A 24401-nucleotide genomic window follows, 5' to 3' on the forward strand; every position below is an offset into this window, starting at 1 on the left:
TGAGACGTCGAACACCTCTCTCAACGGCACCGGAGCCTCGTGCGTTGCGGGAGGCCACCCCGTCACCCGACCGGTGGCCACTCTGAAAACGCTCAGTGAGCAGTGTGCATCGTGAAGTTGCCTGACGTTATGTGATGTCCGAAGCCGCCTGATCAGTCCTCCGGACCGCTGAACCCGACGAGTCGGTTCAGACGCCGGCACTCAGCAGAAGACCGGAGGCCAGGGTCGTACAAGAGGGCAATGGGGACCCCAGCTGGGGTCCCCATCCGAGGATCGACAGGCGAATTGCCGAGTCCCTTTTACGTTCGTACCCGCGCAAAGGCGGCTGCCGACATCAGCACTCGTAGGCGTAATCGGGCGTAGTGTCGTGGTCCCAGGTCACCGTGTTGAACCCCCTGCCAGGGACCACGCAGTCCGGATCCCACGACCAGTCCAGCGAGACGGTGGCATATGCGCCCGTATGGCACTGGTTATAAATCAAGGCCGAACGATAATCCTCGTGCTCGATAGACACGCAGCCGGTTGACGCGGCCGACTGATCGGCAGTGGATGCGGCCGCTGGAGCGACGGCGAGTCCGCATATAAGGACCGCACTGGACCCGACAAGAGCCGCCTTACGCAGAATCTGTGATGTCATACCTGGTTCCCCGTTTCGAGTGTCTGAGGTTGGTCATGCCAGCGCACGGCGTGCTCTCATGACGGCGCCGAACCTCCGGCGGCCGGTCGTTGTGGGACTGTCGGACGTTGCGTTCCCCCTTGTCGGTTCGGGCGGCTTCCGGGACACGCCGCTACGGCCCACAGAGACGGCTAGCCTCACGCTTTCATGAAGTGGGCTGTCCGGCTGGTGATCAGGAAAGCAGAAAGCCCCTCTGACCAGTGAGATTGAAGTCTATTGAGACCCTTGTTGCCGCCACCGTCGAAGGCCCTTTCCAGGTGAAGAAGCGTATCGGGTCCGAATCGGGTCCGATCCGCATGTGCGACGGGTCGTCAGCCAGCTGACCGCCCAAATGAATGATCGACGTTAGGTAGGTTGCCTGGCCCGGTTGGCTGGGAGTTGGTTGAACGCCCGTCCAGCCTTGTGATTGCCTGACGTGCTGGCCAAACGGGTCGGCTAGGGGAGGGGTAAGGCATGTTGGTTAGGCGGAATCGGGGCAGAATCGGGTTAGCCGCTGTGGCCCTACTGGTTGGGGTGCTGGCAGCGCCTGTTGCGGCCGCGGAGGCCGCGGCGCCTGCGCTGTCCGCGGGGACGATGCAGGATCTGGGCACGCTCAGCGGTGGGACGTCCAGCGTCGGGCGTGCGATCAACGACCAGGGCCAGGTCGCAGGGTACGGCGACACGGCGGACGGCAGCGACCATGCGTTCTTGTGGTCCGCTTCGGATGGTATGCAGGATCTGGGTACGCTCGGTGGGACGGTCAGCTCCGGGCAAGCGATCAACGAGCATGGCCAGGTTGCAGGGTTGAGCAACACGGCGGACGGCAGTCTGCATGCGTTCTTGTGGTCTGGCTCGGGCGGCATGCAGGATCTGGGCACGCTCAGCGGCGGGTTGACCAGCCTCGGGCAAGCTCTCAACGAGCAGGGCCAGGGCGCAGGGTACGGCGACACGGCGGACGGCAGCATGCACGCGTTCCTGTGGACGCCCTAGCCTCGGGCTTTCACGAGGTGGGGTGTCCGATGCTTGATCAAATAAGCGGAGAGTGTCTCTGACCTGCAACGATGGGACTTGTCGAGGGTCCTGTCAGCTGCGAGGAAGAAGCACTCTCCAGGTGAGCAAGCGAGCGGGTCGTATCCGCGTGTTCGTGTCGAGGGCGGCGGCCGTGGGGTGGTCTCGCAGGCCGGGGCGGTGCTGCTGGTCGAGACAGTCCGCAAGTTGGGCCTGGACACTGCGATATCGGCGGCGCTGGCGCCGTGGCGCAAGCCGCGGACGGTGCACGATCCGGGCAAGATCCTGCTGGATGTGGCTCTGGCCGTCGCGCTCGGCGGGGACTGCCTGGCCGATGTCGGGATGCTGCGGGCCGAGCCCGACGTGTTCGGCCCAGTGGCCTCCGATCCGACGGTCTCCCGTCTCGTCGACGTCCTCGCCGCCGCCCCGAAGGCCCTCACCGCGATCCGGTCGGCGCGGGCCGAAGTACCGTCGCGGGTCTGGGAGTTGGCCGGTGCGGACGGTCCGGCCGCCGACGGCAGCGTGATCGTGGACATCGACGGGGTGCTGGTCCTCGCGCACTCCGAGAAGCAGGACGCGACCCCGACTTGGAAGAAGACCTTCGGCCATCATCCGCCCGTCTCGTTCGTCGACCACGGCCAGGCCGGTTCCGGGGAGCCGGTGGCCGCTCTGCTGCGGCCCGGCAGCGCGGGCTCCAACACCGCCGCCGATCACATCCACCCGCCCGGTCGCGGTCGCCGGGGACAAGGCCTACTCGTCCCGCGGCAACCGCGACCATCTGCGCAGGCGCGGCATCAAGGCCGTCATCCCGGAGAAACGGGACCAGGCCGCCAACCGGGAGAGGAAGGGCCGCAAAGGGGGACGCCCCGTCGACCACGACGCCGAGCTCTACAAGGAGAGGAACACCGTCGAGCGCCTGATCAACAAGCTCAAGGCGTGGCGGGGCATCGCGCCCCGCTACGACAAGACCCCGGAAAGCTACCTCGCCGGGCTTCACCTGCGTGCCTCGGTGATCTGGATCAAAGACCTCACCGGAACCAGAGCCGGGAGCCGCGCAGGTCATCGAGGGACGTAGCTTGTCGGGATCGCAGTTGTGGGCCCTCAGCGGCAGTCGCATTCCCGGATGTCGGGATTTCGGTGGCCCGCTGCCGCCCGGGAAGTGGGGATTGTGCGCCGCCAGCGCGGTGTCGGCCCGCGGGCTCAGGCGAGGGCGGCGACCAGCAGGGTGAAGGCGGCGATGATGACGGCGACGCGGACGTAGTGGAAGCGGTCCCAGCGGTTCATCTGCTCCTTCCAGTCCTCGGGCCGATTCTCGGGGGTCCACGTCTTGCCCCGGTTGTTGATCGGGACGAGCAGCAGAAGCGACATGATCACGCTGAGGATCAGCAGCGCGCCGGCGGTGACGGCGAGGCCGGCGCCGTCGTGGTGCCATCCGGCGATGGCCCAGACCGCGACGAGGACGAGCGAGCCGATGTACCAGACCGGCATCAGGGCGCCGAGCATTCGGCCCCCGTGGGCGCGGCCGAGTTGGCCACTGTCCTCGGGGAGGGCGTTGAGGATCGGGTTGATGACGAAGGCGACGGAGAACTCCACCCCCACCATCAGGCCGACGACCACGGTGGTGAACACCTCGAGTGCGTTGAGCATGATGACCCTCCTGGCATCTAGCGTTGCTAGCCGATGAGGCAACGCTAGTACTGCTGCCGCTTGATTGTCTAGCAGTGCTAGAATCGAATCATGTCGGTACAGGAACGCAAGGAGCGCGAACGGGCGGGCCGCGAACGCCTCATCGTGGCCACGGCCCGCGAACTCGCCGAGCAGCAGGGCTGGGACGCGGTCACCACCCGCCGACTCGCCGAGCGCATCGAGTACAGCCAGCCCGTCCTCTACAGCCATTTCCGCGGCAAGCGGGAGATCATCGGCGCCGTCGCCCTCCAGGGTGCCGCCGAGATGGCCGCGGCACTGCGGGCCGCGACCCGCGCCGCAGACGGCCCGCGCGCCCGGGCCGCCGCCCTGGCCCGTGCCTATCTCGACTTCGCCGAACGCAACCCGGCGGTCTACGACGCCATGTTCCAGCTCGACGGCGGCCTGGCGTTCGCGCACGAGGACACCCCGGAGCCGCTGAAGGACGCCTTCGCCGCCCTGCTGGAGAGCCTCGGCGAGGTCGCCGGGGACGGCGTCCACCCGGCACTGTTCACCGAGACGTTCTGGGCGGCCCTGCACGGACTGGCCACCCTGACCCGGGCGCGACGGCTCCCGCCGGAGGACACCGAGCGCAGGGTGGAGCTGCTGGTGGACCGGCTTGCCATGGTCTGACACGCCGCCCCGGCCGCCTGCCTGCGGCATCGCTTCCGGTCACTCGCGCCCACACGGCGCAACCGCAGACGGCCGGGCCCCGTACCCCAGACGGGCACCCGCCCCGCAAGCCGCGATGCTCATTGATCACCACCCGATACACGCCCTAGGGAAACACCGGCCGCGGAAACCAGGGATCCTGCGGCGGCTGCTGGGCCCCTGGGTACCGCCCGCTCCGGTACCGGGCCGGACGGGCGAATGCGCGGGTGGCGGTCAGCCGCGGCCCGGCGGCACCGGGTCGTGAAAGCCCCGGCGGCGGGCAGCACCGGGCCGGCAGCGCAACAGACGCGCCAGGATCAGCCAGCCGCCGCGGAGGGCGCCATGGCGGTGGAGCGCCTGCGCCGCATAGGTGGAGCAGGTCGGGGTGTATGGGCAGCAGGCCGGCCGGGTCGGGCTGACCGCGACGCGGTAATGGCGTACGGCCCGGTACATCAAGGCGGACACCCGCCCGCCCGGAAGGGGCGCGGCAGGGTCAGCGCCGTGGCCGGCGGCCGCGAGCGAAGGACGGAGGACGGCTAGCAGCACGGCCGCCTGCGACACGCCGCCGCAGCAGCACGGGTGGGCCAGCGTGTCGAGCGCCCCCGCGCAGCATCCTTCGTCCTTCTCGCCGTCCGCTCCCTTTCTCCGGCCGCGCTTCTCGCTTCGCGCCATGAAGTCCGTCCTCCCCGTCACGGTCGAAAGATCATATGACGGGTCAGCAGCGATCCCGGGCTCGGAACCGACGCTCTGCGCGAATGCTGCGCAGAGGCACCGCGCTGGTCCGCGAAATCAGCGCCGATGTCCCCGCTTGTGCAGCCGCGCCCGCTGCTCGGCGGCATCGTCGGGCAGGGCGTCGACAAGCGACCACCACGGGCAGGATCTGGCGCCGCGGCTGGCATCCTGCGCGGCCGGACGCGAGGCCGACGCTGTCGGGCTCGGTCAAGCGATGTGGCCCTGATCCCCGCGCCGCAGAACTGACACGGGAGGGGAGGGCGGCGGCCTCCAGGGGCCAGGCGGGTGGCGCACAGCCACTGGACGCGGCATTCCTCCGCCGGTACATCAACCCCAGTTGGCTCGAACCGGAGTTGCATCCTCGCGCGGTGATACTCATGGAGACCCGGGCGCCGATCAGTAGGCGGAACCTGTGCGCTACCTTTTACCTCTCCTTGACCGCGATCACTCACGATCTCTCACGCTACGGAGTCGGCAACCCCATGAGCGACATCGTCAACGGACTCGGGCGAGCCACCGCATACGGCGGCCTGGGACTGGTCCTGCTGGTCCTCGGCATCGTCCTGGTCGACGTGCTGACGCCTGGAAAGCTCGGCCGGCAGATCTGGGAACAGCGCAATCGCAACGCCGCCATGGTGCTCAGCTCCGCACTGCTCGGTATCGGTGGCATCGTGTTCACGTCCATCTGGACGACGTACGAGGACTTCGGCAAGGGACTGGTCTCGACCGCGGCTTTCGGGCTGCTCGGGCTGGTGATGATGGCCGTGGCGTTCCTGGTGGTGGACCTGATCACGCCAGGGCGCCTGGGTGCGACACTGGTCGAGGCAGAGCCTCATCCTGCGGTCTGGGTGACGGCGTCCTGCAACCTCGCTGTTTCCGCCATCATTTCGGCGTCCATCGCCTGAAGCCGCTGTCCCTGCGAGACGGCCCACCACCACACGCCGTGGAGGCTTCCCTGCTCCACGGAGCAAGCGGCTTCAGCGTGTATGCCATCTGATGCCCTGAGAGCAACCATGACCTGGGCCTTCGCGGCCAGGCAGCGGTGTGGCCAGTAGAAGGCGTTCTTCGGTTGGGGCAGCACAGCCGCAACCGCGCTCGCCGCGATGACCGAGCTGGACCGGCTGTGAGCGACCTCCGGCATCGGAGCGGTGCGGCGGATGCCCGGTGAACTGGGGGTGAAGGCGCGGCTGTACGCGCAATTACGGCGGTATCCCGCGGCGCCACCGCGCGGTGATGATCCTGTGCCGTACGCGGCCCTGCTCGGGGCTTACTGGCTCGAGCAGGGCCGTGACGACCCCGACGTCATCATCAGGCGTGAAGGCGGGTAGAGCCGAGATGGCCACGGTCATGCGCACGGCGGTGACCGACTTCTCTTCACACTTCGCCGCAGGGCGCGGGCGGGGAGGACGGTGGCCGCCGCGGCTGACACCAGCCGTGCACTGGCGGCCGGAAACCAGCCCGATGCGCTCTGCGTCCCGCCGGCCCGGGACACCGCCGCTCCCCTGCCATTCCACACCCGCGTACGACGGCGCGCCGGGCCGTGAAGGGCCGGGCGCGCCGCCGCGTTACAGAAGTGTGCGGGCGCCATCCTCAGTAGTCACCGGCACGTGTGCTCGAGCGTCAGTGCCGGCGGTGCTCGCCTCGGTCGTGGCGGTCGTAGCCCCAGGAGACCTCGTCGACGAAGCGGTCACGGTCGTTGCGCAGGGTGGCGGTGTCGGAGCGGTTGTCCCACACGTAGCGGCGGCGGTCCTGGAACAGGTCGGTGCGGGTGTCGCGGCCTTCGCCCGTGTGGATGCGCACCGTAGCGCGGCCGGCCAGGTGGTAGGAGTCGAAGGTGTAGGTGTGACCGTCCTCATCCGACAGCGTCCATCCGTCCAGGTTCACGCTGTGGCGGGTGGTGTTGGTGACCTCCACCCACTCCCTGTTCAGGGAGCGGTTGGAGCGGTCGTCATAGCCCGGGGAGTCGTACTGCACGTCGCTGATCTGAACGCGCGGCTGTTGCAGACGCAACTCGGCGGCCCCGGCGACGTCGGCAGCGGACGCCGGCAGCGCCACCGCCCCGATGACAGCAGCGGCCGCGAGCGCGGCGGAAGCCAGACGGCGGGTGGTTACCTTCATGGAAACGGACACAGGGTCTCCCTGCATGATGCGGGCACATCCCGCGCACTGCCAGCAGGGCTGTGCGCGGGGTGGTGCGAGTGCGGGCGACGGCCGGTTGGCCGCGCACCCACACCTTGACCACCAGGTCGAGCCATGCGAGCGAGACGTGAACCGTGTTACGCATCATCCACATACCTGTGACTCTCGCCTGCAACGTCCACCTATGCACCGTAAGTGCCTAATTGACGCTCCGTCGGACCGAGCGCCGTTGCGGCGGCTGGCCCGTAGCCTGCGTCCTCCACGATGCGCCACCCGGCACCACCCACACCCATCACCCGAAAGTGAGTAACAACCACCCCATACCCTGTTCGCCGAGGTGGAGCGCACCTTCACCGCCGAACGCGCTGCCCACGCCCGCGCCGTCGCAGAAGCAGCCGGCCGCCGCGTCGGCCGCCCCGTAGCCCACCCCTCCGACAAGATCGCGTACGCGCGCCTGCTCAAGGACCAGGGCAGCAGCTCCGGGGAGATCAGCACCAAGACCGGCATCCCGAAAACCTCCCTGCACCGCTACCTACAGGGGTAGTCACACCAGATGTGCTGGGGTGAGGAGAGTCCGGCGACCCCCGACGGGCTGCCGTTCGTCTTCCTCCACGGCAACCCCACCTCCTCCCACCTGTGGCGGAACGTCCTGCCGGGTGTGGCCACGCCCGGCCGCCGCCTTCTGGCTCCCGACCTCATTGGCATGGGCGACTCCGGCAAGCCTGACCTCGCCTACTCCTTCGACGACCACGCCCGCTACCTCGACGCCTGGTTCGACGCCCTGGGCCTTGCCGAGGCCGTCCTCGTCGGCCACGACTGGGGCGGCGCGCTCGCCCCCCCCGTCCTCGAAGTAGGCCTCATGGCGGCTCTGTTGTCGGTACATCAGCCCTGCTTGGCGATGACCTTGCGGTCGTGGCGCCGGAATTGCGCGCCTTCGGAAGTCTGCCTCTCCACCAGTTGGACGTGGGTGTGGAGGCGGCGGAATATCGGGTGTGGGTGCGTGCCCCGCAGCACGTGCGGCCGGTCGGAGGAGTCCCAGGTGCCTTCGACGGGCTTGGGCGTGGAGCCCGCGACCAGGTAACCGCCGCCGTAGCTGAGGATGGACTTCTGGGCCATGGATGCGTAGACCAGGCCGGCCTCCTCGTCGAGCACATCAACGTTGACGATGACGTAAGCCGACATGGGGTTCCCCGTTCCGTTGGATACGGCCGGAGCTCGCCCCCAGCCCTCCCAGTCCATAAGCCGTAGGGGCGAGGTGACGTTCGCCCAGTGCAGATCGGCGTGGGCGGTGGTCCAGCAGGTCACGGCCGGGGCCGGGATCCCCACGACCCTCGCACAACTGTGGACCGCCGCGGAAGCGGTCGGGCTTGCCTCCGAACAGCGCTCGGCCACGGCCGTCGGGCTCGACTCCGGACGGGGGGAGGGAGGGGCTAGGGACCGGTGACGTTGAGGGTGTCGGCGTACACCTGAACGCGGCCAGTCAGGTACAGCCATACGTCCCCGGTCCTGAAGGCGGTCGAGTACATCAGGGAGGGCCGGGGCTCGCCGGTCTCAGAGGGCGGGGCACATCGGGCTAGCAAGGGCGCGCCCTACGCTTCAGCGCGTCGCAGAGAGGCAGGCGTACGCCCGATGAAGTCCCGCGCGGTACGGGTGAGGTGGGACTGGTCGGCGAAGCCTGCGGTGGCTGCGGCCAAGGCGACAGTCGAATCCGGCAGGTCGGCGATCGCGGTGCGAAGCCGACCCCATCGGCGCAGGCGGGTAAGCGTAATGCCCACGTCCTGGCGGACCAGGGCGCGCAGCCGCACGGCCGACAGGCCGACCTCGATGGCGATGGAGGTGATGGGCATGTCCGGATCGCGCGACGTGCACAGGTCGACAGCGTGGGCAACTCTCGGATCGAGTGGGGATGGGCACCCGGCGAGTGTCCGCAGCTCGGCGTATCCGGCGGTCAGGTCCACACCGGCGTCGGGGCCGTCGGAATCAGTGGTGCCGAGCGCGGCGAGCAGGCGGCGGACCTCACCGGCATCGAGCCGTATCGGCTCCGGGCAGGAGGGCAGCAGCCAGGGGTCGATGAACAAGGCGATGTAGGCCGAGGTCGCCGCACAGGTGTGGGCCAGCTGGGGCGGAACGATCAGCCCGAACGCCGCCACCAAGGGCCGTCCGGGCTGGCGGAGTTCGGCGTGGCCGCCGATCGGCAGCACCGCTTTCCACGCGGGCAGCCGGTGTTGGGCGACGCGGAACGAGCGGGATTCGGCGAACATCGTCGCTTCGGTGTCGGAGGCGAAGACGATGCGGCGATCGTTTTGTTCAAGTGCCCAGGCACGCGTTGAACGGATCATCGTGCCATGCACGCTATCGCTGCCGTCGCCTTGGCGGTGTTCCTGGTCGTCACGGGGGTCCTGCATTTCCTCGCTCCTGGCTACTTCCGCAGACTGGTACCCGCTTGGCTCCGCCGGGAGCGCCTCCTCGTGGCCGTCAGCGGGTCGGCGGAGGTCATGGTGGGTGCACTGGTGCTGGTTCCTTGCAGCAGACCGGCCGGGGGCTGGGCCGCCGCCGTCCTGATCACCTGTTACCTGGTGTCCCACGTGGACGCGCTGCGACGCGCGCGGCCGGACCGGCCCAGGCTGCTGGAACGGCCGGCCGGTGTGGTGGCTCGGCTGGTCGTGAACGTCCTGTACATCGCCTGGGCGGTAGCCGTGGCCAGATCGGCGGCCTGATGCACGATGCGTTTCGGGCCGCGAGGCGAGTCGGGCAGGGACGAGTGGGGTTCCTGAGCCAGCCCGCCTACTGCAGACGATCTTGTGACCTCACGAGGTCCGCTCGCGAACGCGTACCAGCGCCTGGGGACGTTCATCTGCACGTGGCTGGGGAGTCAAAGTCGTGCGCCGACACCGGGCACGCAGCCGATAACGAACACCTGTGTTCCGACGACAGCGCCGTTATTTCGCCTCAACATTTACCAGCCTCAAGATCACCAGCTGGCTCCGGAACACGCCACCAAACGCTGTTGCTGGAGATGAACGAAGTCAGCTCACGGCTGCGGGTCTTCTCGGCCCGAGGGACGTGAACCACAGATGGTCTCGGCACGGAGGTAGCTCGACAGCGATGCTGGACAACGACATTCGCCGCCTGGTGGCGGCGCAGGGTCTGGGCTTTGTCGCCACTGTCCGCCCGGATGGCACCCCGAATCTGTCCCCCAAGGGCACGACGGAGGTGTGGGACGACGAGCACCTGGTCTTCCTGGACCTGCACTCGCCAGGCACGGTCGCCAACCTCGCCAGAAATCCCGCAGTCGAGATCAATGTCGTGGACCCGGTACGGCGCAAGGGGTACCGCTTCCGTGGAGTGGGCGAAGTGTTCACGGAGGGGGAGATGCACGAGCGGATCGTCCATCACTTCGAGCGTGGGCGCGGCACCGACCCGGCCCGCGTCAACTCCACTGTCCTGGTACGCGTGCTGGAGGTTCAGCCGCTGATCTCTCCAGCGTACGAAGGCGGTGCCGCGGAGGAGGAGATCGCCGCGCTGTGGTGTGCCCGGCTGACCTCCGGGACGGACACGGCCGCCGGTCAGAGGTGTGGAGAGTCCGAGTGAGCGCACAGCCGGCCGACCTCGGACTGGGCTCGGCGGCGGTGTAGCCGCATGGGAGGCTGGCCGCGCGAGAGTCCGTGCCGGACGCAGACGGCACGGACCTTCTGCTTGTGCTCAGCCTTGTCCGCGCGGTGTGAGGCCGAGCGGGGCCGGCGGGCAAGCAGGCGCCTCGCGCTGCGCGGCGCGGGACCAGCCGTGGGCGCGCATGGTCTCCGTCTCCCAGCCCTCGAACAGCTTGGGCAGCGCCTTCGGGCCACGGTCGGGGTCTCGGTGCCAGCGGATGAAGGCGCTGGCGGCGGGGAGATCGGCGTCGCAGGCCGGGCAGAGCTCCATCCACACACCGGTCCCCCACGGACCGTTCCACTGCAGGAGAAGGTCGCCTCCGCAGCGGGAGCACGGCCGCAGCGGCCGTTCGGCTCGGCCGGAGGTGGGCCTCAGACGGAGGAGTTCTTCGTCGCTGACGTCATCGAGATCGCCGTCAGCATTGAAGGTGCGGAAGAAGGAGCCATCGGGGCGCACGACGTAACGCCAGGCGGAGGACTGTGACATGCGGGTCCCCTTTCGGGGTGGAGCGTGACGCGCCCGTCACGGCATCGTTGAGCAGCGCGACTCCGTGTGCTTGGCCCCGGGGACGTCATGACAGATCCCCCGGGACCAAGCGACGGACTTCGCTGAACTGCTGAAACCTGGTCGCTGCTGCTTGAGGGTCCCACGCAGAAGTGCGGAGATTCCCGGTGGCCCTGCGTACGCGACGCTGATGTCGTCGGTCAGCGTGGTCAACCGGGTCGCCGCCGACACTGCCCACTAGCGCGGACGTGGTGGCCACTCGGCAGGACAAGGGTTGGGTCTACAGCCCTTAGGGGTCCTTGCAGAATGATCTTCCTGTGGCACGGTGGAGGTGGAAGTGACTCCGTGCTGTGTGGGGGTGACCCTGGTGCGGCAAAAGCCGTGGGAGATCAGTGACGAGCTGTGGGCGGTGATCGAGCCGCTGCTGCCGAAGCATGAGCGGCGGTTCCGGCACCCGGGGCGCAAGCGGATCGATGACCGCAAGACGCTGCAGGGTGTGCTGTTCGTCCTCTACACCGGGGTCCAGTGGGAGTACCTGCCGCAGGAGTTGGGGTTCGGTTCCGGGCCTACCTGCTGGCGGCGGATGGCCGAATGGCAAGAGGCCGGGGTGTGGGAGAACTCCAGCGGATGCTGCTGGACCGGTTGCGGGCGGCGGACCGTCTGGATTTCTCCCGCGTCACCATTGACGCCTCGCACGTGCAGGCCAAGCGGGGGCGAAGCAGCCCAAAAGTCGGTCCGAGTCCGGTTGACCGTGCACGGCCGGGCTCGAAGCATCACGTGCTGTCCGACGCGCACGGCATCCCGCTGCGGATGTCGCACACCGGCGGCCACCGTAACGACGTCACGCAGCTTCTGTCGCTGGTCGACGGCGTGCCGCCGGTCCGGGGCAAGCGGGGACGGCCCCGGCGTAAGCCCCGGGCGTTGTATGCCGACCGCGGGTACGACCACGACAGTTACCGTCGCCGTCTGCGCGAGCGCGGCATCGTCCCGAAGATCGCCCGGCGCGGTCAGCCACATGGCTCGGGCCTGGGCCGGGTGCGATGGGTTGCCGAGTCCGCCATCGCCTGGCTCCACGGCCCACGCCGTCTACGGATCCGCTGGGAAGCGCGAGACGACATGCACGACGCCTTCCTCCAACTCGCCCACTGCATGACTCTCGCCCGCAGCAATCCAGCATTGTGAAAGGCCCCCTCAGGCGATCGCGTAGTCATTGATGGCCGGTTCGAGAAGGTCGAAGGCGCGTGCCGCTTCCTTCGCGATTGTCTTGGCGATCTTGTCGTTGGTGTGCCCGGCCAGGGTCAGGTCCTGGATACGTTGGAACAGGACGCGGTGCACGGCGCCGAGCAGCCCGGCGACCGTGCGGACGGTGATGTCGTCCGGCTGCGCACCGACGGCCTCGGCGAGGGCCTCGGCCAACGCCTGCTCGCGCTGGTCGTGCAGGTTACGCAGGCACGCCGACAAGGTGGGGCTGCCGGTGATCATGCGGGAGAAGTCCGGGCCGGCGAATCCGGCGACCGGGTCCTGCGCCGCGACGGCGGCCTCGAAAGCACGGCGAAGCGCCGCGAGGGCGGACTCCCCAGGGTGGCGGGAGGTCACGGCGCGCGCCAGCGTAGCGCTGAACTCGTCCTGGTGGTCGAGGGCCAAGTCCTCTTTGCGCGCGAAGTAGTTGGTCACCGTCTTCTTCGCGACGCGGGAGGCCGCGGCGATCTCGGCGATGGTGGTGTTTTCGAAGCCCTGCTCGATGAAGAGCCGTGTCGCATGGTCGGAGATCAGCTGTCGCGTCTCCTGCTTCTTCGCCTCCCGCAGGCCCAGCGGGGCGGTGACGCCGGCTGTGGTGGCACTCGCTGCGGCGCTCGTCGTTGTCTCCATGAGGCGAATTTTACCTCCGTAGCAAAAATATGCTTACAGGGTCGATCTCATGGAAGTAATATTACCATCGACGTAAGATCAGTCCGGGGGCGCGTTCCCGCGGCAGTGCACGGCATGACATCCGCTGACGACCACCCCGAGCTCTGCACACCTGCACACCTCGACATTGCCCCGACCCCGCAGCCTGGAAAAGGAACCCCTCTTGAGGATCACCGCCTCCACCGTCTCCCTCACGGTCGAAGACATCGCGGCCTCCCGCAGTTTCTTCACCGAGCACCTCGGCTACCGGGAACAGGCCGCGGCCGAAGGATTCGCCTCCCTTACCCGTGACGATGCCGCCGTCGACATCGTCCTGCTCCGGCGGGGCATCGACGTCCTGCCGCCCGACCAGCGCGACCGGCACGCCGACGGACTGATCCTCGCCTTCACCGTCACCGGCCTCGAAGCCGAGGAGAAACGACTGCGTTCCGAAGGCGTCGACATCACGATGCCACTGCGCGAAGAGCCATGGGGAGAACGCCTGTTCCAGGTCACCGACCCCAACGGGGTCATCATCCAGCTCGTCGAATGGATCACACCAGACCACTCCTGACCCCCTGGCCCCGTACCCACGCAAACCCTTACGGCCCGCACGGCCCCCTGCCGACCGGATCGTGCAGACCCAGAAGAGAGAGCACCGCATGCGAAAGCTCGTGTACTACATCGCCACCACGCTGGACGGTTTCATCGCGGGCCCGGACGGCACCGATCCCTCAGGCCCGGACGGCTTCTGGCCGATCCCTGAGGACTACATCCAGCACCTTGTGACGGAGTACCCGGAAACCTTGCCTGCCCCGGCCCGGGCGGCGCTGTCCGTCACCGCGCAAGGCACGCACTTCGACACCGTCCTGGAAGGACGGCGCAGCTACGAGATCGGTCTCGAGGCCGGCATCACCGATGCCTACCCCCACCTACGTCACCTGGTCTTCTCCCGGACCCTCACCGAGAGCCCGGACCCGGCAGTCGAACTGGTCGCCGGCGACCCTGTGGCCAAGGTGCGGCAGTTGAAGCAGGAGGACGGCAAGGACATCTGGCTGATAGGCGGCGCGGAACTGGCCGGTGCCCTGTACGGCGAGATCGACCAGCTCATCCTCAAGATGGCACCGCTGACCATCGGCGCCGGAATCCCGATCTTCTCCCACAAGGCCGCCTTCGATCCGCGCGGCTGGGAGCTCAACGGCCACACCGTACTCGACAGCGGCGCGGCCTTCGTCACCTACGCGCGCGCCACCGGCCCCGACACCCCGGCCACCGGGAACTGAACTGGGGCTGTCGGCCGGGGCGCTGAGGGGTGGTGGTAGCCGCGGCCGGGCTCGGCGGAGTGGCCGGCGCGTGCGCCGCGCCGCGCGTGGTACGTCGGATCGGCATCGGCCCGGCCGCCATCACCGGGTTCCTCTGGTTCAGCCTGCCCCTCCTGTTGGTGCCGCTCGCCGACGGCCCGGCACCATTGATCATCGTGGTGCTGGTCACTGCGCAGCTCGGCTCCGGCTGCGGCGTCGCGGTCCTGGACATCGCATCCAACAGCTACCTGCTCGCTGTCATCCCAGAGACGCTGCGCTCCCGCGTGATGGGCGTGGTGCAGACCGCTAACTTCGGCGTGCGTCCGATCGGCGCGGTGCTGGCCGGCACGCTGGGCACCGCGCTCGGCCTGCGGCCGACCTTGTGGATCGGCACGGCGAGCGCCGTGCTGAGCGTGCTGTGGGTTATCGCGTCCGGGGTACGACACATCCGGGAACTGCCCGAAAACGCCGCGCAACGTAGAGAAGAGCATGAAGAAGCGGGGGTCTGACTACCGCACGGTGCGGGACGAACTCCGTTTACAGGCCCACGATTTCGCCCCTGCCACGGTTCGACGGAGGCCGTGAATGCCAACAGGCAGACCGAGGCAAGTAGCTGACGGGGCAGGGGGCTGGGCCCCTCGATAGCACGGCACGCACCGCGCGGAGCGGCCTCCTCAACTTGGGGTTACCCCGGCCACCGGCGTGGAGATTAGGCAAAGCACACGGGCGCTGACGCGCCAGCAAAGAGGAGTGTTTCGCTCTGAAAGCTCCTGTCTCATCCCAAGGTGCTCCGGCCCACTGCCCTTTGCCCGCTGGCCGAACCAGCCGTCGCGCGGTACATCGGAAACATGACCCCGCACGGCGGAGGTGTGCGTCGAACGGGAGTCTCGATCGGGTGATCGCGGCCGGTGCCGGGCATGGGAACAGGGCCTCTTGGTAGCTCGGGGTTGCAAAGCCAACCGAGACCCAGGAGACCCTGTTGCCGCAGTTGTACGTGCTCGCGCCGGTGGAGTTCAACTCAGCTGCACCGATGTGTGATTGTGTCGCTCACCGATTCGGGAATGCGGCTGATCACCCGGAACGTGTTCGGCGGTATCCCTCGGACATGACGGACGCGGTGTGGACCCAGGTCCGGCCGCTGCTGCCGGTGCCGGCCTGGATGCGTGGCCGAGGCGGCCAGCCGGAGGCGTATTGCCACCGGGCGATACTCGATGCGATCCGCTACCTGGTCGACAACGGCATCAAGTGGCGGGCCATGCCAGGGGACTTCCCGCCCTGGGACCGGGTCTACGCGTTCTTTCGCCGCTGGCGTGACCACGGCCTGGTCCAGGAGCTCCACGACCGGCTGCGCGGACAGGTCCGCGAGAAGCTGGGCCGGGACACGGAGCCGACAGCCGGGGTGATCGACTCGCAGTCGGTCAAGGCAGACGCCGTCGTCGGATCGGACAGCCGCGGTTTCGACGGCGGCAAGCTGATCAATGGGCGCAAGCGGCACGTCGTGGTCGACACGCTTGGCTTGCTGCTGGGTGTGATGGTCACCGCCGCGGACACCGGCGACCGCACCGCCGCCCACGTTCTGCTCGGGCAGGTGGCCGACGCCCATCACCGTCCGGCCCTGATCTGGGCCGACGGCGGTTACACCGGCAGCCTCGTCGAGAACTGCCTGGCCGCGTTCGCCCCGGTCCCGGCGATCGTCAAGCGCAGCGATGACATGCGTGGCTTCGTGGTGCTGCCCAAACGGTGGATCGTCGAACGGTTCTTCGCGCATCTGATGCGCAAGCGTCGCCTGGTCCGCGACTTCGAGCGGTGCACCGCCAGCGCCGAGGCGATGATCTACTGGTCGATGATCCTGCTCATGACGCGCCGCCTGGCCCGCTCACGCCCGCAGCCAACGTGAACCGCCCCGGCTGCCGCTCGGCCAGCCAGCCGCGCGCGACCAGACGTTTTTCCTTTGACCGCAGCGCCTCCACCTTGGCCGGCACCGGGTCCAGGCCGAGTAGAGCGATCATCTTCTGGCCGGTGAGGGGTCCTTGGCCGCGCCGGTGCCGGTCCGTGAGCACCTGCAGGATGCGCTGGTAGTCCGCCGACAGCACCGACCAGGCCAGTCCCTCACGCCACATGGGCACCTGCGACTTGGGCTTCGCGGCCCCCGCCGCTGACGACGTCTGCTTGGCCCGTCCGACGGTGGCCGCCGCTGTCCGGCCTGGCCGTGCTCGGTCTCCTCGGCCGGGGCCAGCACCTCGCCGACCCGTGAGCGGGCGATGGCCCATTCCTTCCAGTTCCGTTCGGCCAGGTCCAGCTCGGCCTGGATACGGTCGGCCCCCTCCCGCAGCTCGTCCACCCGACGGCGAGCAGCGAGCTCGCGCTGTTCCAGCAGCCCCACGACCGACGGCATCCACGACCTCCACAGGAGCGGCGACACGATGGGCCACCACTCCCACCGAATCGCCGACCTATGCCTGACCAGCGAAAACGAAGTCCTCAAGTCCGGAAAGACAACAGCTTCTAAGCGTCTCGAGGCCGCGAGTCGTCAGGCTGATCGGCCTCGAATACCTCGAGCACCACTTCCGCGCACGCCGCAGCGAACGCGGTGACCTCACGAAGGTCTTGCTTACTCAGAGCAATTTCGCTCAAGTGCAGAGTCATGTGCGGCACCGCTCAGGCCATGTCGGTGTCCCGCTGGATGGCTCGCGGTGGGCGAAGAAGGCTGGGGCAAAGCCGAGAGGGGGTCATGGGCTGATCGGGCGGGTGTTGTCGGGGTATAGGTCACTTGCGCCGGCTGGTGCGGTCGGCGGTGAGGCGGGCCTCGAAGCCGTCGAGGATGGACTGCAGGCCGAATTCGAAGGTGTTGTCGGGGGCTGCGATGTACTGCGAGGCGGCGGGGGTGCCGAGGCGTTCCCGCAGCCGCGGGTACTGCTGGGCGGTCTCGATAGCCCGTGTCATGGCCTCCGTCATCAATTGCTCGGCATCCGCGCCGTTCTTGCTGAGCCGGCGCTTCAGCGACACCTCCGCAGCGGGGCCGAGCGCGCTGCCGAGCACGAAGGTGAGCACGGTGGCGGCTGCCCGGTCCGCGTCGGCGGCGGTGAAGCCCGCCTTTTCGTAGATGGCGAGACTCAGATCGTCATGGCGGGCCTGGCCGGGTCCGTGCATGAGATGGCTGCCGAACGCCTGGCCGAGCCAGGGGTGCCGGGTGAGCATCGCGTGCATGCCGGCGGCCTGGATGGTAGCGGCCGTACGCCAGTCGGTGGCGTCGAGATCGGGCTGCTCGATCTCGTACCAGATCGCATCACTGGCGAGCCGGACCAGCTCGTCCTTGGTCTTGATGTGCCAGTAGACGGCCGTGGCGGCCGAGCCGAGCCGTTGGGCCAGGCTGCGCATGTTGAGGCCGTCCAGTCCCTCGTCGTCCAGCAGCTCGATGGCCGCGTGGACGATCCGGTCTGCGGTCAGCGTGTCTCTCGGCATGACCACCACCTTAGTTGCACTTAGTTCATGTGAGGGCTTGCACTTTGTTCAAGTGGCGGCCTACGCTCCTCCTCGTACTTAGTTCAAGTTCATGGAGGGGGAGCAATGTCGCAGCAGAAGCTGTCGGATTTTGTCGAAGCGCAGGCCAAGGAATTCGGGGTTCCCGGTGTCGCCGTCGGGGTGCTGCTGGGCGATCAGGAGATCTACGCGTCGCACGGCGTGACGAGCCTCGCCAACCCGCTGCCGGTCGATGAGAAGACGCTGTTCCATCTGGCATCGGTGTCCAAGACCTTCACTGCGACCGCGCTGATGCGCCTGGCCGCGGAGGGGAAGGTGGACCTGGACGCGCCGGTGCGGCGCTACGTCCCCGAGGTGAAGCTCGCCGACGAGCAAGCCGCGGCGCAGATCACCGTCCTGAACCTGCTCAACCACACCGCGGGCCTGGACTGGAACCTGGTCGACGACGGCAAGGGCGACCGCTCCCTGGCCGGACTCGTGGCGAAGCTGCCCGAGCTGCCGCTGATCGCACCGCCCGGCGCCCGCGCCTCGTACAGCCAGGCAGGATACAACCTGGCCGGACGGGTCATCGAGAAGGTCACGGGCCTGCCCTTCGAGCATGCCATGGCATCGCTCATCCTGGAGCCGGTGGGCCTTTCCGACACCGTGTACGGCCTGGCCGAGGTGATGGTCCGCAAGTTCGCGGTGGGCTACAACCGCGGCGAGAACGGCGAACTGCACCCCGCCCGGCCGTGGGGGGCATTCAAGGAGGGCGCGCGCGCAGACAACCCCGGCGGCGGCCTCGCTTCCTCGGTGAGCGATCTGCTGCGCTGGGCGCGATTCCAACTCGGCTACGGTGACGGCGTGTTGCCCGCACCAGCGCTGCAGCGCATGCGGGAGCAGACCGTCAAGCTGCGTGCCAGCTCGCTCGGGGACGGCTTGGGCATCTGCTGGTTCCTGCACGACCTGGACGGCATTCTCGGGATCGGGCACGGCGGCTCGGGCAACGGCCAGTTCGCCGAGCTGCTCATCGCGCCGGAACGCAACTTCGCGGTGGTCTGCCTGGCCAACGCCGGGCCGGACGGCTACCCCTTCAACCAGTCCGTCGTGCAGTGGACGCTGGAGCTCTACCTCGGCGTCGTCGAGCAGGAAGCGGAGCCGGTCCCGTACGGCGAGGAGCTGGCCCGGCAGGTCGTCGGCCGCTACGAGATCGACGCCATGAGCCTCGACATCGCCGCCGACGGCACCCGCCTCACCCTGGCTGTCGATATCAAGCCGGAGATCCGTGAGGCATCGGACGAGGAAATGCCGCCCGGCTACCCGGCCGCAGCGATCGGCTTCCTTACCCGCGACGGTGACGAGTACATCGTCACCGAAGGCGGCCTCAAGGGGCAGCGCGGTCACTTCTCCCGCGACGACAACGGCGCGGTCATCGGCGTCGATCTCGCCGGCCGGCTCTTCAACCGGGTCGTGCAATCACCCTGATCCAGCTGCGTCGGGGCGGTCCCGAGCGGCTCCTCTGGCACCCTGGACCGACGACCCGACGACAGCAGGCCCACGGACGCCACCCGCCGCCGCATCAACCTTGGTGCACGCTCATCCGTACCAGGTGGTGGCGCACTGCCACTTGTACGCCGACACCACTGCAATGGACAACAAGGTGGCAGGGGAGCTCCGGGCTGCTGGGCGTGGTCAGGCCCCTTCGACCAATCGGTGCGGGCGTCTTTCGCGTGAGTCGTCGGAGGATCAGAAACACGCCCTAAGAGGTCGTTTTCTCCCTGTAGGGGTGCCTTGCCCTGAGTTTCTCGAGGCGGGGTCGTCGCCTCGATGCGGTTGGTGGGGTTGACGTGGCGGAGGTGGCCGACGGGGTGACGTCTGAGGCGGAATCCAGCTTGCGCCTGTCTCATCCCAAGATGCCGGCCGAACGTGCTCCTGCTGGTTGCACAGCGCGCCTGGGCGCACGCCCCCGACCAGCGGTATGTCCGGGTCATGGCCGAACGCCGTCCGTATCCGAGTGATCTGTCAGATGCCCGCTGGGAGTTGATCGAGCCGGTGCTGAGCGCCTGGCGGGCCGAGCGACGCAGGCATGCGCTGAACATCGGACGCCCGCCGGAACAGGATCTGCGCGAGATCATGAACGCGATCTTGTACGTGGACCGCACCAAGGTGCAGTGGCGCTACCTGCCGCACGACTTCCCGCCCTGGGAAACCGTGTACGGCTACTTCGCCAAGTGGCAGAAGGACGGTGTGTTCGCCCAGCTCGCCGGCATACTGCGCAGGCTGTTGCGGCAGAAGGAGGGCAAGCACGCAGAGCCGTCCGCGTGCGTGATCGACGCGCAGAGCGTGAAGACCTCCACCAGCGTCCCGGCTGCCGGGCAGGGCACTGATACGGCGAAGAAGATCGTGGGGCGCAAGCGGAGCATCGTCACCGACACCCTCGGACTTCTGCTCGCGGTGCTGGTCACGGCCGCGAGTGTGCAGGACTCCGTCGCCGGCACCCATCTGGTCGACCAGATGGGTGCCGACCACCCCACCATCCCTGTCCGGCGGCGGTGCGGGCCGGGGCACCCAGGGTGCGCCCGGCCCACCCCCAGAACTCCCCGGGTTACCGACGAAATGCGGCTCCGGAAGTGACGGAATGCACTCGCGAGCCGCATCGTCGGTAACCCCAGAGAACCCCGCAGGCGCGAGGACGGCAGCAAACCGACAGATGCCCGGGCGAGAACGCCCGGGGCACCGCGCCAGCAGGCAGGCGGTCACCGCTCACGGCGGCTTCCGTCAGGCCGTCAGGCAGGAAACTCCGTCGTCGCCAGCGAACACCTTCAGTCGAACGAGCGGATTTTGTAGCTTCCCTGCAGATTGCCCTGGTACTGTACCGATCCCTTGCGCTGCGTGTAGTTGGTGCCCGCGTAGATGTTCACGGCCGGGCGGGACGACCGGTTGTAGGCCGACTTCGCGTTGTTGTTGCCGACCCACGCACCGCACCGGGCGACGGTGTCCTGGACCGGAGGCACGGCCTGGCAGATGCTGCCACTACCGTTCCAACCGCTGAAGAAACAGAACTTTCCCTCCTGACAGCGGTCATACCCCGCAGCCGCCGGCGCCGCGGAAGCGGCCGGAATCCCCGCCGCACCGACGATCGCAGCCAGCGACGCAGCTGCGAGAACTGCACGGATCTTGCCCATGTGTTTCTCCCTCTGAAGATGAGCGGTCTGTGGACGCCAAGCGACGATGACAGCCCGCCCACACTGACTGCCACAGCGTCGCCCTGTCCCGGACAGCGGCTTGCTGTCCGGCCTGGTCAGAGCCATGTCCGGGTGTTGCGTCCGGGCTTGTGTCCGGCGGCGGACAGCGACGGAGGCGGACGGCCGATCCGCTGGGCAAGAAAAAGCGGCGCTTCTGCACGAGCAACAGGGCCCGCTGTTCGGTGACTGCCCGCTCCTCGCACGCACCGAGCGATTTCGAGTGTGCGGCGCTTGCCGGGCTCGCGGACCTGCTCGGCCTTCAACCGTCGTGCGCTCGGTATGCGCCCTGCTTCGAGGTAAGCGGAGGGCTGGCAAGCTGAAGCAGCCACCGGACAGCCCGATCAACGTGGTTGGTGAGGCTGCGGTGCTGCGCGCGAAGTTGTGGCAGTACCTGCCTGAGCAGGCCGACGCCGGGCACCTGAAGATGATTGAGGATGGCCGGGCCGACAGCATGCCGTGGCACCAATTCAGGGCTACCGACGAAATGCGCTCGTCAGATGGCGGAATGCCGACCGTACGGAGGTCGCCGACGCCGCGGACGAACCACGACGTCGGCTTCGGCCAGACCGAGAACCTTCCACAGAGCCGGATCCCTGGCCACGACCAACTATCCGTGCGGCCGCCCGCTTACAGGTAGGAACCGGCATGGACCACCCAGACCAGCGATGCTGACGTATGGAAATTCACCCGGCAGCCCTCTCACCTCAACGCGGGAGATCCTCACAACGCGTGCGGCGTTTCCGCAGGTCAGCGAATTCCGTCGGCAGCCTCCCCGCCCGGCTCGGTCTGCACGTCCAGGGGCTGCGCGGCGCGGGCGTGGTGGGCGCGCATGCGGCGCTCGGTGTCCGGGTCATGGGGAGGCGAGTACACCAGTGATCTCCCGCAACTTGACGGCGGCCAGGGAGGGTTGAGCGACGGCGTCGGCCGCCTCCCTCCAGTGTGGCGCACTGAAGCCGCGATGAGGACGTCCGTCACTCCTGGGCATGACGCGACGGTGACGACGCACGCCTGCGCGGGGGTCAGGCCCGGCCGGACGAGGTCAGCGAGCTCCTGGTCGACCATGCCGGGCAGCTCACCGCCGTGCAGCGGCGCGGAGGCCATCACCCGCAGCCCCGCGCCCCGCGCCGGCGGCGGCCGGGAGCGGCCCCCGGCCGTGCAGGGCCTGGACGACCGGCGTCATCATCACCAGGCTGACCGGCAGCTGGACCGCGACCAGGTGGTAAGCGCGAGAGAGTGTGGGCCTGCTGGGACGGAGTCCAACGAGACCTGTGACGATAATAGCGGGAGCCAACTGGGCTTGGCGGCGCATATTCCAGCACATTGAACGGCGTTGACCACCAGAAACGTGCAGTGCCGTCGCCATGGTCTCCAAGACCTCTCGACGGCCGGCATCCGGCAGCTCGTCCCAGCGCATCCTCGCCTTGGACCATCAGGTCCACCCGGTACGGCATCGCACACCCCCGTGCTCTTGATCACCACGAGCACCGTACGGCCAGGCGACACCGCCTGTGAGGGCCTGTGGGATCAGCGCAACCAGGTCACCGTCACGACCGCATGCCGGGTTGCCCCAGCGCCTCAACCGTCAGCCCCTCGGCCACCGCCCGCGTGCCACAGTGCCCGCCGGGCGCACCCTCGTACGGTCGTTCTTCGCTCGTCGCCTACCGCGCTGAAGCGCCCGCGCCGGGCGCGCGTGGCTCAGTGGCCGTACAGCCAGCTGTCGTACCCGGCGCCGTCCACCAAGTGGTGTAGCCCGAGGGCGCCGGGGAACAGCACCAGGGCCAGCACCCCGATCCGCAGCAGGACCGGGGCCGCGACGGTCACGGGTCCGGCCTGGCCCCTGACGGTGCGCCAGTCGCGGCAGCGCCGGATGTCTCCCCCGCAGGCCCACCAGAAGAAGAGCCCGGTGAGGATCCCGACCACGGCCATGGCGGCGGCGAACCCTCCGGCGACGGCGAGGAACGTCGTCCGGTCGTGGTGGTCGCCGACGAACAGGGAGGCCACCCCGAGCAGGGGCACGGCGGCCAGCCCGTACAGGGCCCCGCGCGCCGCCACGTCCCGGATCCGAAGCAGGGGTCGGATGATCGTGTCCTCGGTGCGCATACGCGGCACCGTAACCCAGCCCCGTCGCCGGGATCACACCGCCTCCGGCCGCCCCGCCTTGACCTTCGGTTTGCGGCCGAAGCCCGACGATGGCGGGGTGCCACCCACCGAAGGGCTTCAGGTTCTCGTAGCTTGAGCGGCTGCGCTGGCCGCCGGCGCGGACGACGGGTACGGCGTTCGCCTGCGCGCTGGAGCGGGTGGACGAGAGCAGCGCGTTCCAGCTCGGGCGGCTGAGGCTGTCGAAGATCCCGCCGAACCGGATGGCGGCGCTCGCCCGGTACACGCTGGGGTCGAAGGCGGCCTTGCTGGAGCGGAGAACCCCCAGGCCCTGGGGTGGCCTTCCAGGCCGATGTTCCCCCGAGGCCGTTTCCAGTCAGCCCGATACCGGCCGACGACACCCTCAATACGGCGATCGCTGATACTCCACTAGATGAATGAGTCCGGTGTGTGTGCTGGTCGCGACCATCGCGAAGGGCGCCCGTTGGTCATTGTGTGAAGACAGACCTGGACGCCCTTCTGGCGGCACTGTACGTGTTCATCGACGACCATGTGGCGCCTTGTCGCCGGATCGGGCGACCCCCGAAACCGACGGACGCCGAACTGCTGTGCCTGGCAGTCGCCCAGGTCCTGCTCGGCTTTCCTTCCACCCGACACTGGATCCGCTTCGCCCATGCCCGGCTCGGGCATCTCTTCCGCTACCTGCCCCAGCAGTCGGCCTGCAACAAGCGGCTCAACGCCGCCGGACCGCTGATCAGTCACGTGATCGAGATGCTCGCCCGGCAGGTGCCGACCTGGCACGACAGCCTCCGGCTGATCGACTCAACCCCGCTGCCCTGCGCTGCGTCCCGCGAGACCGTCAAGCGCTCCGACCTGGCCGGGTACGCCGGATATGGCTACTGCCGCAGCCACTCCCGGTTCTTCTGAGGCTTTCGGCTGTACCTGGTCACCACCGCCGAGGGCATGCCCGTCACCTGGTGCCTGGCCAACCCGAAACTCGGGGAACGGGAGGTGATGGCCGCGCTGCTGGAACGCGACCACCACCTGACCCGGACCGGGCAGGTGATCCTGGCTGACAAGGGCTTCGCTGGCCGGGAGTTCGAAGCCTTCGTCACCGACCGGCTCGGCGCTCACCTGGTGCGGCCGGACCGCAAGGACGAACCGGCCCGCTTCGGCAAGATCGCTCGTGTCCGCCAGCGGATCGAGGCCGTAATCGACACCCTCAAGGGCCAGCTCAGCCTGGAACAGCACGGCGGCAGAACCCCGGCCGGAGTCTTCGCCCGCACCTCCCATCGCCTGCTGGCCCTCGCCGCCGCGATCTGGCACAACTGGCACACCGGAGCAACGGTCAAACGCTCACTGATCGCGTACGACCACTGAAGACATCGG

23 protein-coding genes and 8 pseudogenes are annotated in these 24401 nt (G+C 68.3%); 18 read left to right on the top strand and 13 right to left on the bottom strand.

Annotated elements, in window-relative coordinates:
* The first annotated feature begins 1189 nt into the window (after positions 1 to 1189).
* The 3 genes and pseudogenes from ACIBNA_RS38805 to ACIBNA_RS38815 form a co-directional block, all read left to right on the top strand.
* Positions 1190 to 1645 (top strand): hypothetical protein, encoded by a 456-nt coding sequence (locus ACIBNA_RS38805; RefSeq protein WP_399169969.1) that lies wholly within the window; start codon positions 1190 to 1192, stop codon positions 1643 to 1645.
* 90 nt (positions 1646 to 1735) lie between these two features.
* Positions 1736 to 2422: pseudogene (locus ACIBNA_RS38810) on the top strand (transposase); the annotation flags it as partial.
* Positions 2379 to 2738: pseudogene (locus tag ACIBNA_RS38815) on the top strand (transposase); the annotation flags it as partial. The pseudogenes ACIBNA_RS38810 and ACIBNA_RS38815, both read left to right, overlap by 44 nt.
* Positions 2739 to 2863: 125 nt before the next feature.
* Here the strand turns inward: ACIBNA_RS38815 and ACIBNA_RS38820 are convergent.
* Entirely contained in the window at positions 2864 to 3310 is a 447-nt protein-coding gene (locus ACIBNA_RS38820) for an anthrone oxygenase family protein (protein WP_399169970.1), read from the bottom strand.
* A gap of 90 nt (positions 3311 to 3400) precedes the next feature.
* On the opposite strand from ACIBNA_RS38820, the gene ACIBNA_RS38825 reads away from it, so the two are divergent.
* Positions 3401 to 3979, top strand: a complete 579-nt coding sequence (locus ACIBNA_RS38825; RefSeq protein WP_399169971.1) for a TetR/AcrR family transcriptional regulator — start codon at positions 3401 to 3403, stop codon at positions 3977 to 3979.
* A gap of 252 nt (positions 3980 to 4231) precedes the next feature.
* Here the strand turns inward: ACIBNA_RS38825 and yidD are convergent, their stop codons facing one another.
* Positions 4232 to 4669, bottom strand: coding sequence for a membrane protein insertion efficiency factor YidD (gene yidD / locus ACIBNA_RS38830; protein WP_399169972.1), 438 nt, complete (start codon positions 4667 to 4669; stop codon positions 4232 to 4234).
* A 542-nt stretch (positions 4670 to 5211) separates the two neighbouring features.
* On the opposite strand from yidD, the gene ACIBNA_RS38835 reads away from it, so the two are divergent.
* Positions 5212 to 5634: a DUF350 domain-containing protein gene (locus tag ACIBNA_RS38835; protein ID WP_274821835.1), complete on the top strand. Its 423-nt coding sequence runs from the start codon at positions 5212 to 5214 to the stop codon at positions 5632 to 5634.
* Between the two features lie 715 nt (positions 5635 to 6349).
* Here the strand turns inward: ACIBNA_RS38835 and ACIBNA_RS38840 are convergent.
* Positions 6350 to 6859, bottom strand: coding sequence for a lamin tail domain-containing protein (locus ACIBNA_RS38840; RefSeq protein ID WP_399169973.1), 510 nt, complete (start codon positions 6857 to 6859; stop codon positions 6350 to 6352).
* A gap of 346 nt (positions 6860 to 7205) precedes the next feature.
* On the opposite strand from ACIBNA_RS38840, the gene ACIBNA_RS38845 reads away from it, so the two are divergent.
* Together ACIBNA_RS38845 and ACIBNA_RS38850 are read left to right on the top strand one after the other, a co-directional pair.
* Positions 7206 to 7412, top strand: a complete 207-nt coding sequence (locus ACIBNA_RS38845; RefSeq protein WP_399169974.1) for a hypothetical protein — start codon at positions 7206 to 7208, stop codon at positions 7410 to 7412.
* Positions 7413 to 7421: 9 nt separating this feature from the next.
* Positions 7422 to 7703, top strand: a pseudogene (locus ACIBNA_RS38850) (alpha/beta fold hydrolase); the annotation flags it as partial.
* 251 nt (positions 7704 to 7954) lie between these two features.
* Here the strand turns inward: ACIBNA_RS38850 and ACIBNA_RS38855 are convergent.
* Both ACIBNA_RS38855 and ACIBNA_RS38860 read right to left on the bottom strand, forming a co-directional pair.
* Positions 7955 to 8362 (bottom strand): annotated as a pseudogene (locus ACIBNA_RS38855) (hypothetical protein); the annotation flags it as partial.
* 95 nt (positions 8363 to 8457) lie between these two features.
* A complete protein-coding gene (locus ACIBNA_RS38860) occupies positions 8458 to 9273 on the bottom strand; it encodes a helix-turn-helix domain-containing protein (protein ID WP_399169975.1) in 816 nt (271 codons plus the stop codon).
* Positions 9274 to 9336: 63 nt separating this feature from the next.
* Here ACIBNA_RS38860 and ACIBNA_RS38865 point away from each other — a divergent pair, with 63 nt between their 5' ends.
* Together ACIBNA_RS38865 and ACIBNA_RS38870 are read left to right on the top strand one after the other, a co-directional pair.
* Positions 9337 to 9585, top strand: coding sequence for a hypothetical protein (locus ACIBNA_RS38865; RefSeq protein ID WP_399169976.1), 249 nt, complete (start codon positions 9337 to 9339; stop codon positions 9583 to 9585).
* A 388-nt stretch (positions 9586 to 9973) separates the two neighbouring features.
* Positions 9974 to 10459, top strand: a complete 486-nt coding sequence (locus ACIBNA_RS38870; protein WP_399169978.1) for a pyridoxamine 5'-phosphate oxidase family protein — start codon at positions 9974 to 9976, stop codon at positions 10457 to 10459.
* Positions 10460 to 10570: 111 nt separating this feature from the next.
* Here ACIBNA_RS38870 and ACIBNA_RS38875 read toward each other — a convergent pair whose 3' ends face one another.
* Complete coding sequence (locus ACIBNA_RS38875) at positions 10571 to 11005, bottom strand: DUF6300 family protein (protein WP_399169979.1); 435 nt, start codon at positions 11003 to 11005, stop codon at positions 10571 to 10573.
* A gap of 382 nt (positions 11006 to 11387) precedes the next feature.
* On the opposite strand from ACIBNA_RS38875, the gene ACIBNA_RS38880 reads away from it, so the two are divergent.
* Positions 11388 to 12205 (top strand): IS5 family transposase gene (locus ACIBNA_RS38880; RefSeq protein WP_399170031.1). Its coding sequence is split into 2 segments (ribosomal slippage): positions 11388 to 11637 and positions 11637 to 12205, totalling 819 coding nucleotides; the frame shifts between segments, so codons are not numbered across the junction.
* A gap of 9 nt (positions 12206 to 12214) precedes the next feature.
* Here ACIBNA_RS38880 and ACIBNA_RS38885 read toward each other — a convergent pair.
* Positions 12215 to 12892, bottom strand: coding sequence for a TetR/AcrR family transcriptional regulator (locus tag ACIBNA_RS38885; protein ID WP_399169981.1), 678 nt, complete (start codon positions 12890 to 12892; stop codon positions 12215 to 12217).
* A 202-nt stretch (positions 12893 to 13094) separates the two neighbouring features.
* On the opposite strand from ACIBNA_RS38885, the gene ACIBNA_RS38890 reads away from it, so the two are divergent.
* The 4 genes from ACIBNA_RS38890 (at position 13095) to ACIBNA_RS38905 (ending at position 16108) form a co-directional block, all read left to right on the top strand.
* A complete protein-coding gene (locus tag ACIBNA_RS38890) occupies positions 13095 to 13484 on the top strand; it encodes a VOC family protein (protein WP_399169982.1) in 390 nt (129 codons plus the stop codon).
* An 88-nt stretch (positions 13485 to 13572) separates the two neighbouring features.
* Positions 13573 to 14193 carry a dihydrofolate reductase family protein gene (locus ACIBNA_RS38895; RefSeq protein ID WP_399169983.1) on the top strand — a complete coding sequence of 207 codons (621 nt, stop codon included), beginning with the start codon at positions 13573 to 13575 and terminating at the stop codon, positions 14191 to 14193.
* Between the two features lie 29 nt (positions 14194 to 14222).
* Positions 14223 to 14720 (top strand): MFS transporter, encoded by a 498-nt coding sequence (locus tag ACIBNA_RS38900; RefSeq protein WP_399169984.1) that lies wholly within the window; start codon positions 14223 to 14225, stop codon positions 14718 to 14720.
* A 596-nt stretch (positions 14721 to 15316) separates the two neighbouring features.
* The gene (locus ACIBNA_RS38905; protein WP_399169985.1) at positions 15317 to 16108 is read left to right on the top strand and encodes an IS5 family transposase; all 792 of its coding nucleotides are present in this window, start codon (positions 15317 to 15319) and stop codon (positions 16106 to 16108) included.
* Here ACIBNA_RS38905 and ACIBNA_RS38910 read toward each other — a convergent pair.
* The 3 genes and pseudogenes from ACIBNA_RS38910 to ACIBNA_RS38920 form a co-directional block, all read right to left on the bottom strand.
* Positions 16065 to 16606, bottom strand: a pseudogene (locus ACIBNA_RS38910) (hypothetical protein). The gene ACIBNA_RS38905 and the pseudogene ACIBNA_RS38910 sit on opposite strands and share 44 nt — an antisense overlap.
* A 110-nt stretch (positions 16607 to 16716) precedes the next feature.
* Positions 16717 to 16857, bottom strand: a complete 141-nt coding sequence (locus ACIBNA_RS38915; RefSeq protein ID WP_399169986.1) for a putative immunity protein — start codon at positions 16855 to 16857, stop codon at positions 16717 to 16719.
* A gap of 120 nt (positions 16858 to 16977) precedes the next feature.
* Positions 16978 to 17673: a TetR/AcrR family transcriptional regulator gene (locus ACIBNA_RS38920; RefSeq protein WP_059420472.1), complete on the bottom strand. Its 696-nt coding sequence runs from the start codon at positions 17671 to 17673 to the stop codon at positions 16978 to 16980.
* 105 nt (positions 17674 to 17778) lie between these two features.
* Between ACIBNA_RS38920 and ACIBNA_RS38925 the strand changes: the two genes are divergently transcribed.
* Both ACIBNA_RS38925 and ACIBNA_RS38930 read left to right on the top strand, forming a co-directional pair.
* A complete protein-coding gene (locus ACIBNA_RS38925; protein WP_399169987.1) occupies positions 17779 to 19155 on the top strand; it encodes a serine hydrolase domain-containing protein in 1377 nt (458 codons plus the stop codon).
* A gap of 504 nt (positions 19156 to 19659) precedes the next feature.
* Positions 19660 to 20208, top strand: a pseudogene (locus ACIBNA_RS38930) (IS5 family transposase); the annotation flags it as partial.
* Positions 20209 to 20492: 284 nt separating this feature from the next.
* Here ACIBNA_RS38930 and ACIBNA_RS38935 read toward each other — a convergent pair.
* From ACIBNA_RS38935 to ACIBNA_RS38945, 3 genes are all read right to left on the bottom strand, one after another.
* The gene (locus ACIBNA_RS38935; RefSeq protein ID WP_399169988.1) at positions 20493 to 20855 is read right to left on the bottom strand and encodes a peptidase inhibitor family I36 protein; all 363 of its coding nucleotides are present in this window, start codon (positions 20853 to 20855) and stop codon (positions 20493 to 20495) included.
* An 807-nt stretch (positions 20856 to 21662) separates the two neighbouring features.
* Positions 21663 to 21785 carry a hypothetical protein gene (locus ACIBNA_RS38940; RefSeq protein WP_399169989.1) on the bottom strand — a complete coding sequence of 41 codons (123 nt, stop codon included), beginning with the start codon at positions 21783 to 21785 and terminating at the stop codon, positions 21663 to 21665.
* 825 nt (positions 21786 to 22610) lie between these two features.
* The gene (locus ACIBNA_RS38945) at positions 22611 to 23015 is read right to left on the bottom strand and encodes a DUF6336 family protein (protein ID WP_399169990.1); all 405 of its coding nucleotides are present in this window, start codon (positions 23013 to 23015) and stop codon (positions 22611 to 22613) included.
* Between the two features lie 107 nt (positions 23016 to 23122).
* Here ACIBNA_RS38945 and ACIBNA_RS38950 point away from each other — a divergent pair.
* Both ACIBNA_RS38950 and ACIBNA_RS38955 read left to right on the top strand, forming a co-directional pair.
* Positions 23123 to 23329: pseudogene (locus ACIBNA_RS38950) on the top strand (hypothetical protein); the annotation flags it as partial.
* 178 nt (positions 23330 to 23507) lie between these two features.
* Positions 23508 to 24392 (top strand): annotated as a pseudogene (locus tag ACIBNA_RS38955) (IS982 family transposase).
* Positions 24393 to 24401 lie beyond the last annotated feature (9 nt).

It is taken from the genome of Streptomyces sp. NPDC050164 (genome assembly GCF_044459945.1).
Classification (GTDB): domain Bacteria; phylum Actinomycetota; class Actinomycetes; order Streptomycetales; family Streptomycetaceae; genus Streptomyces; species Streptomyces coeruleorubidus_A.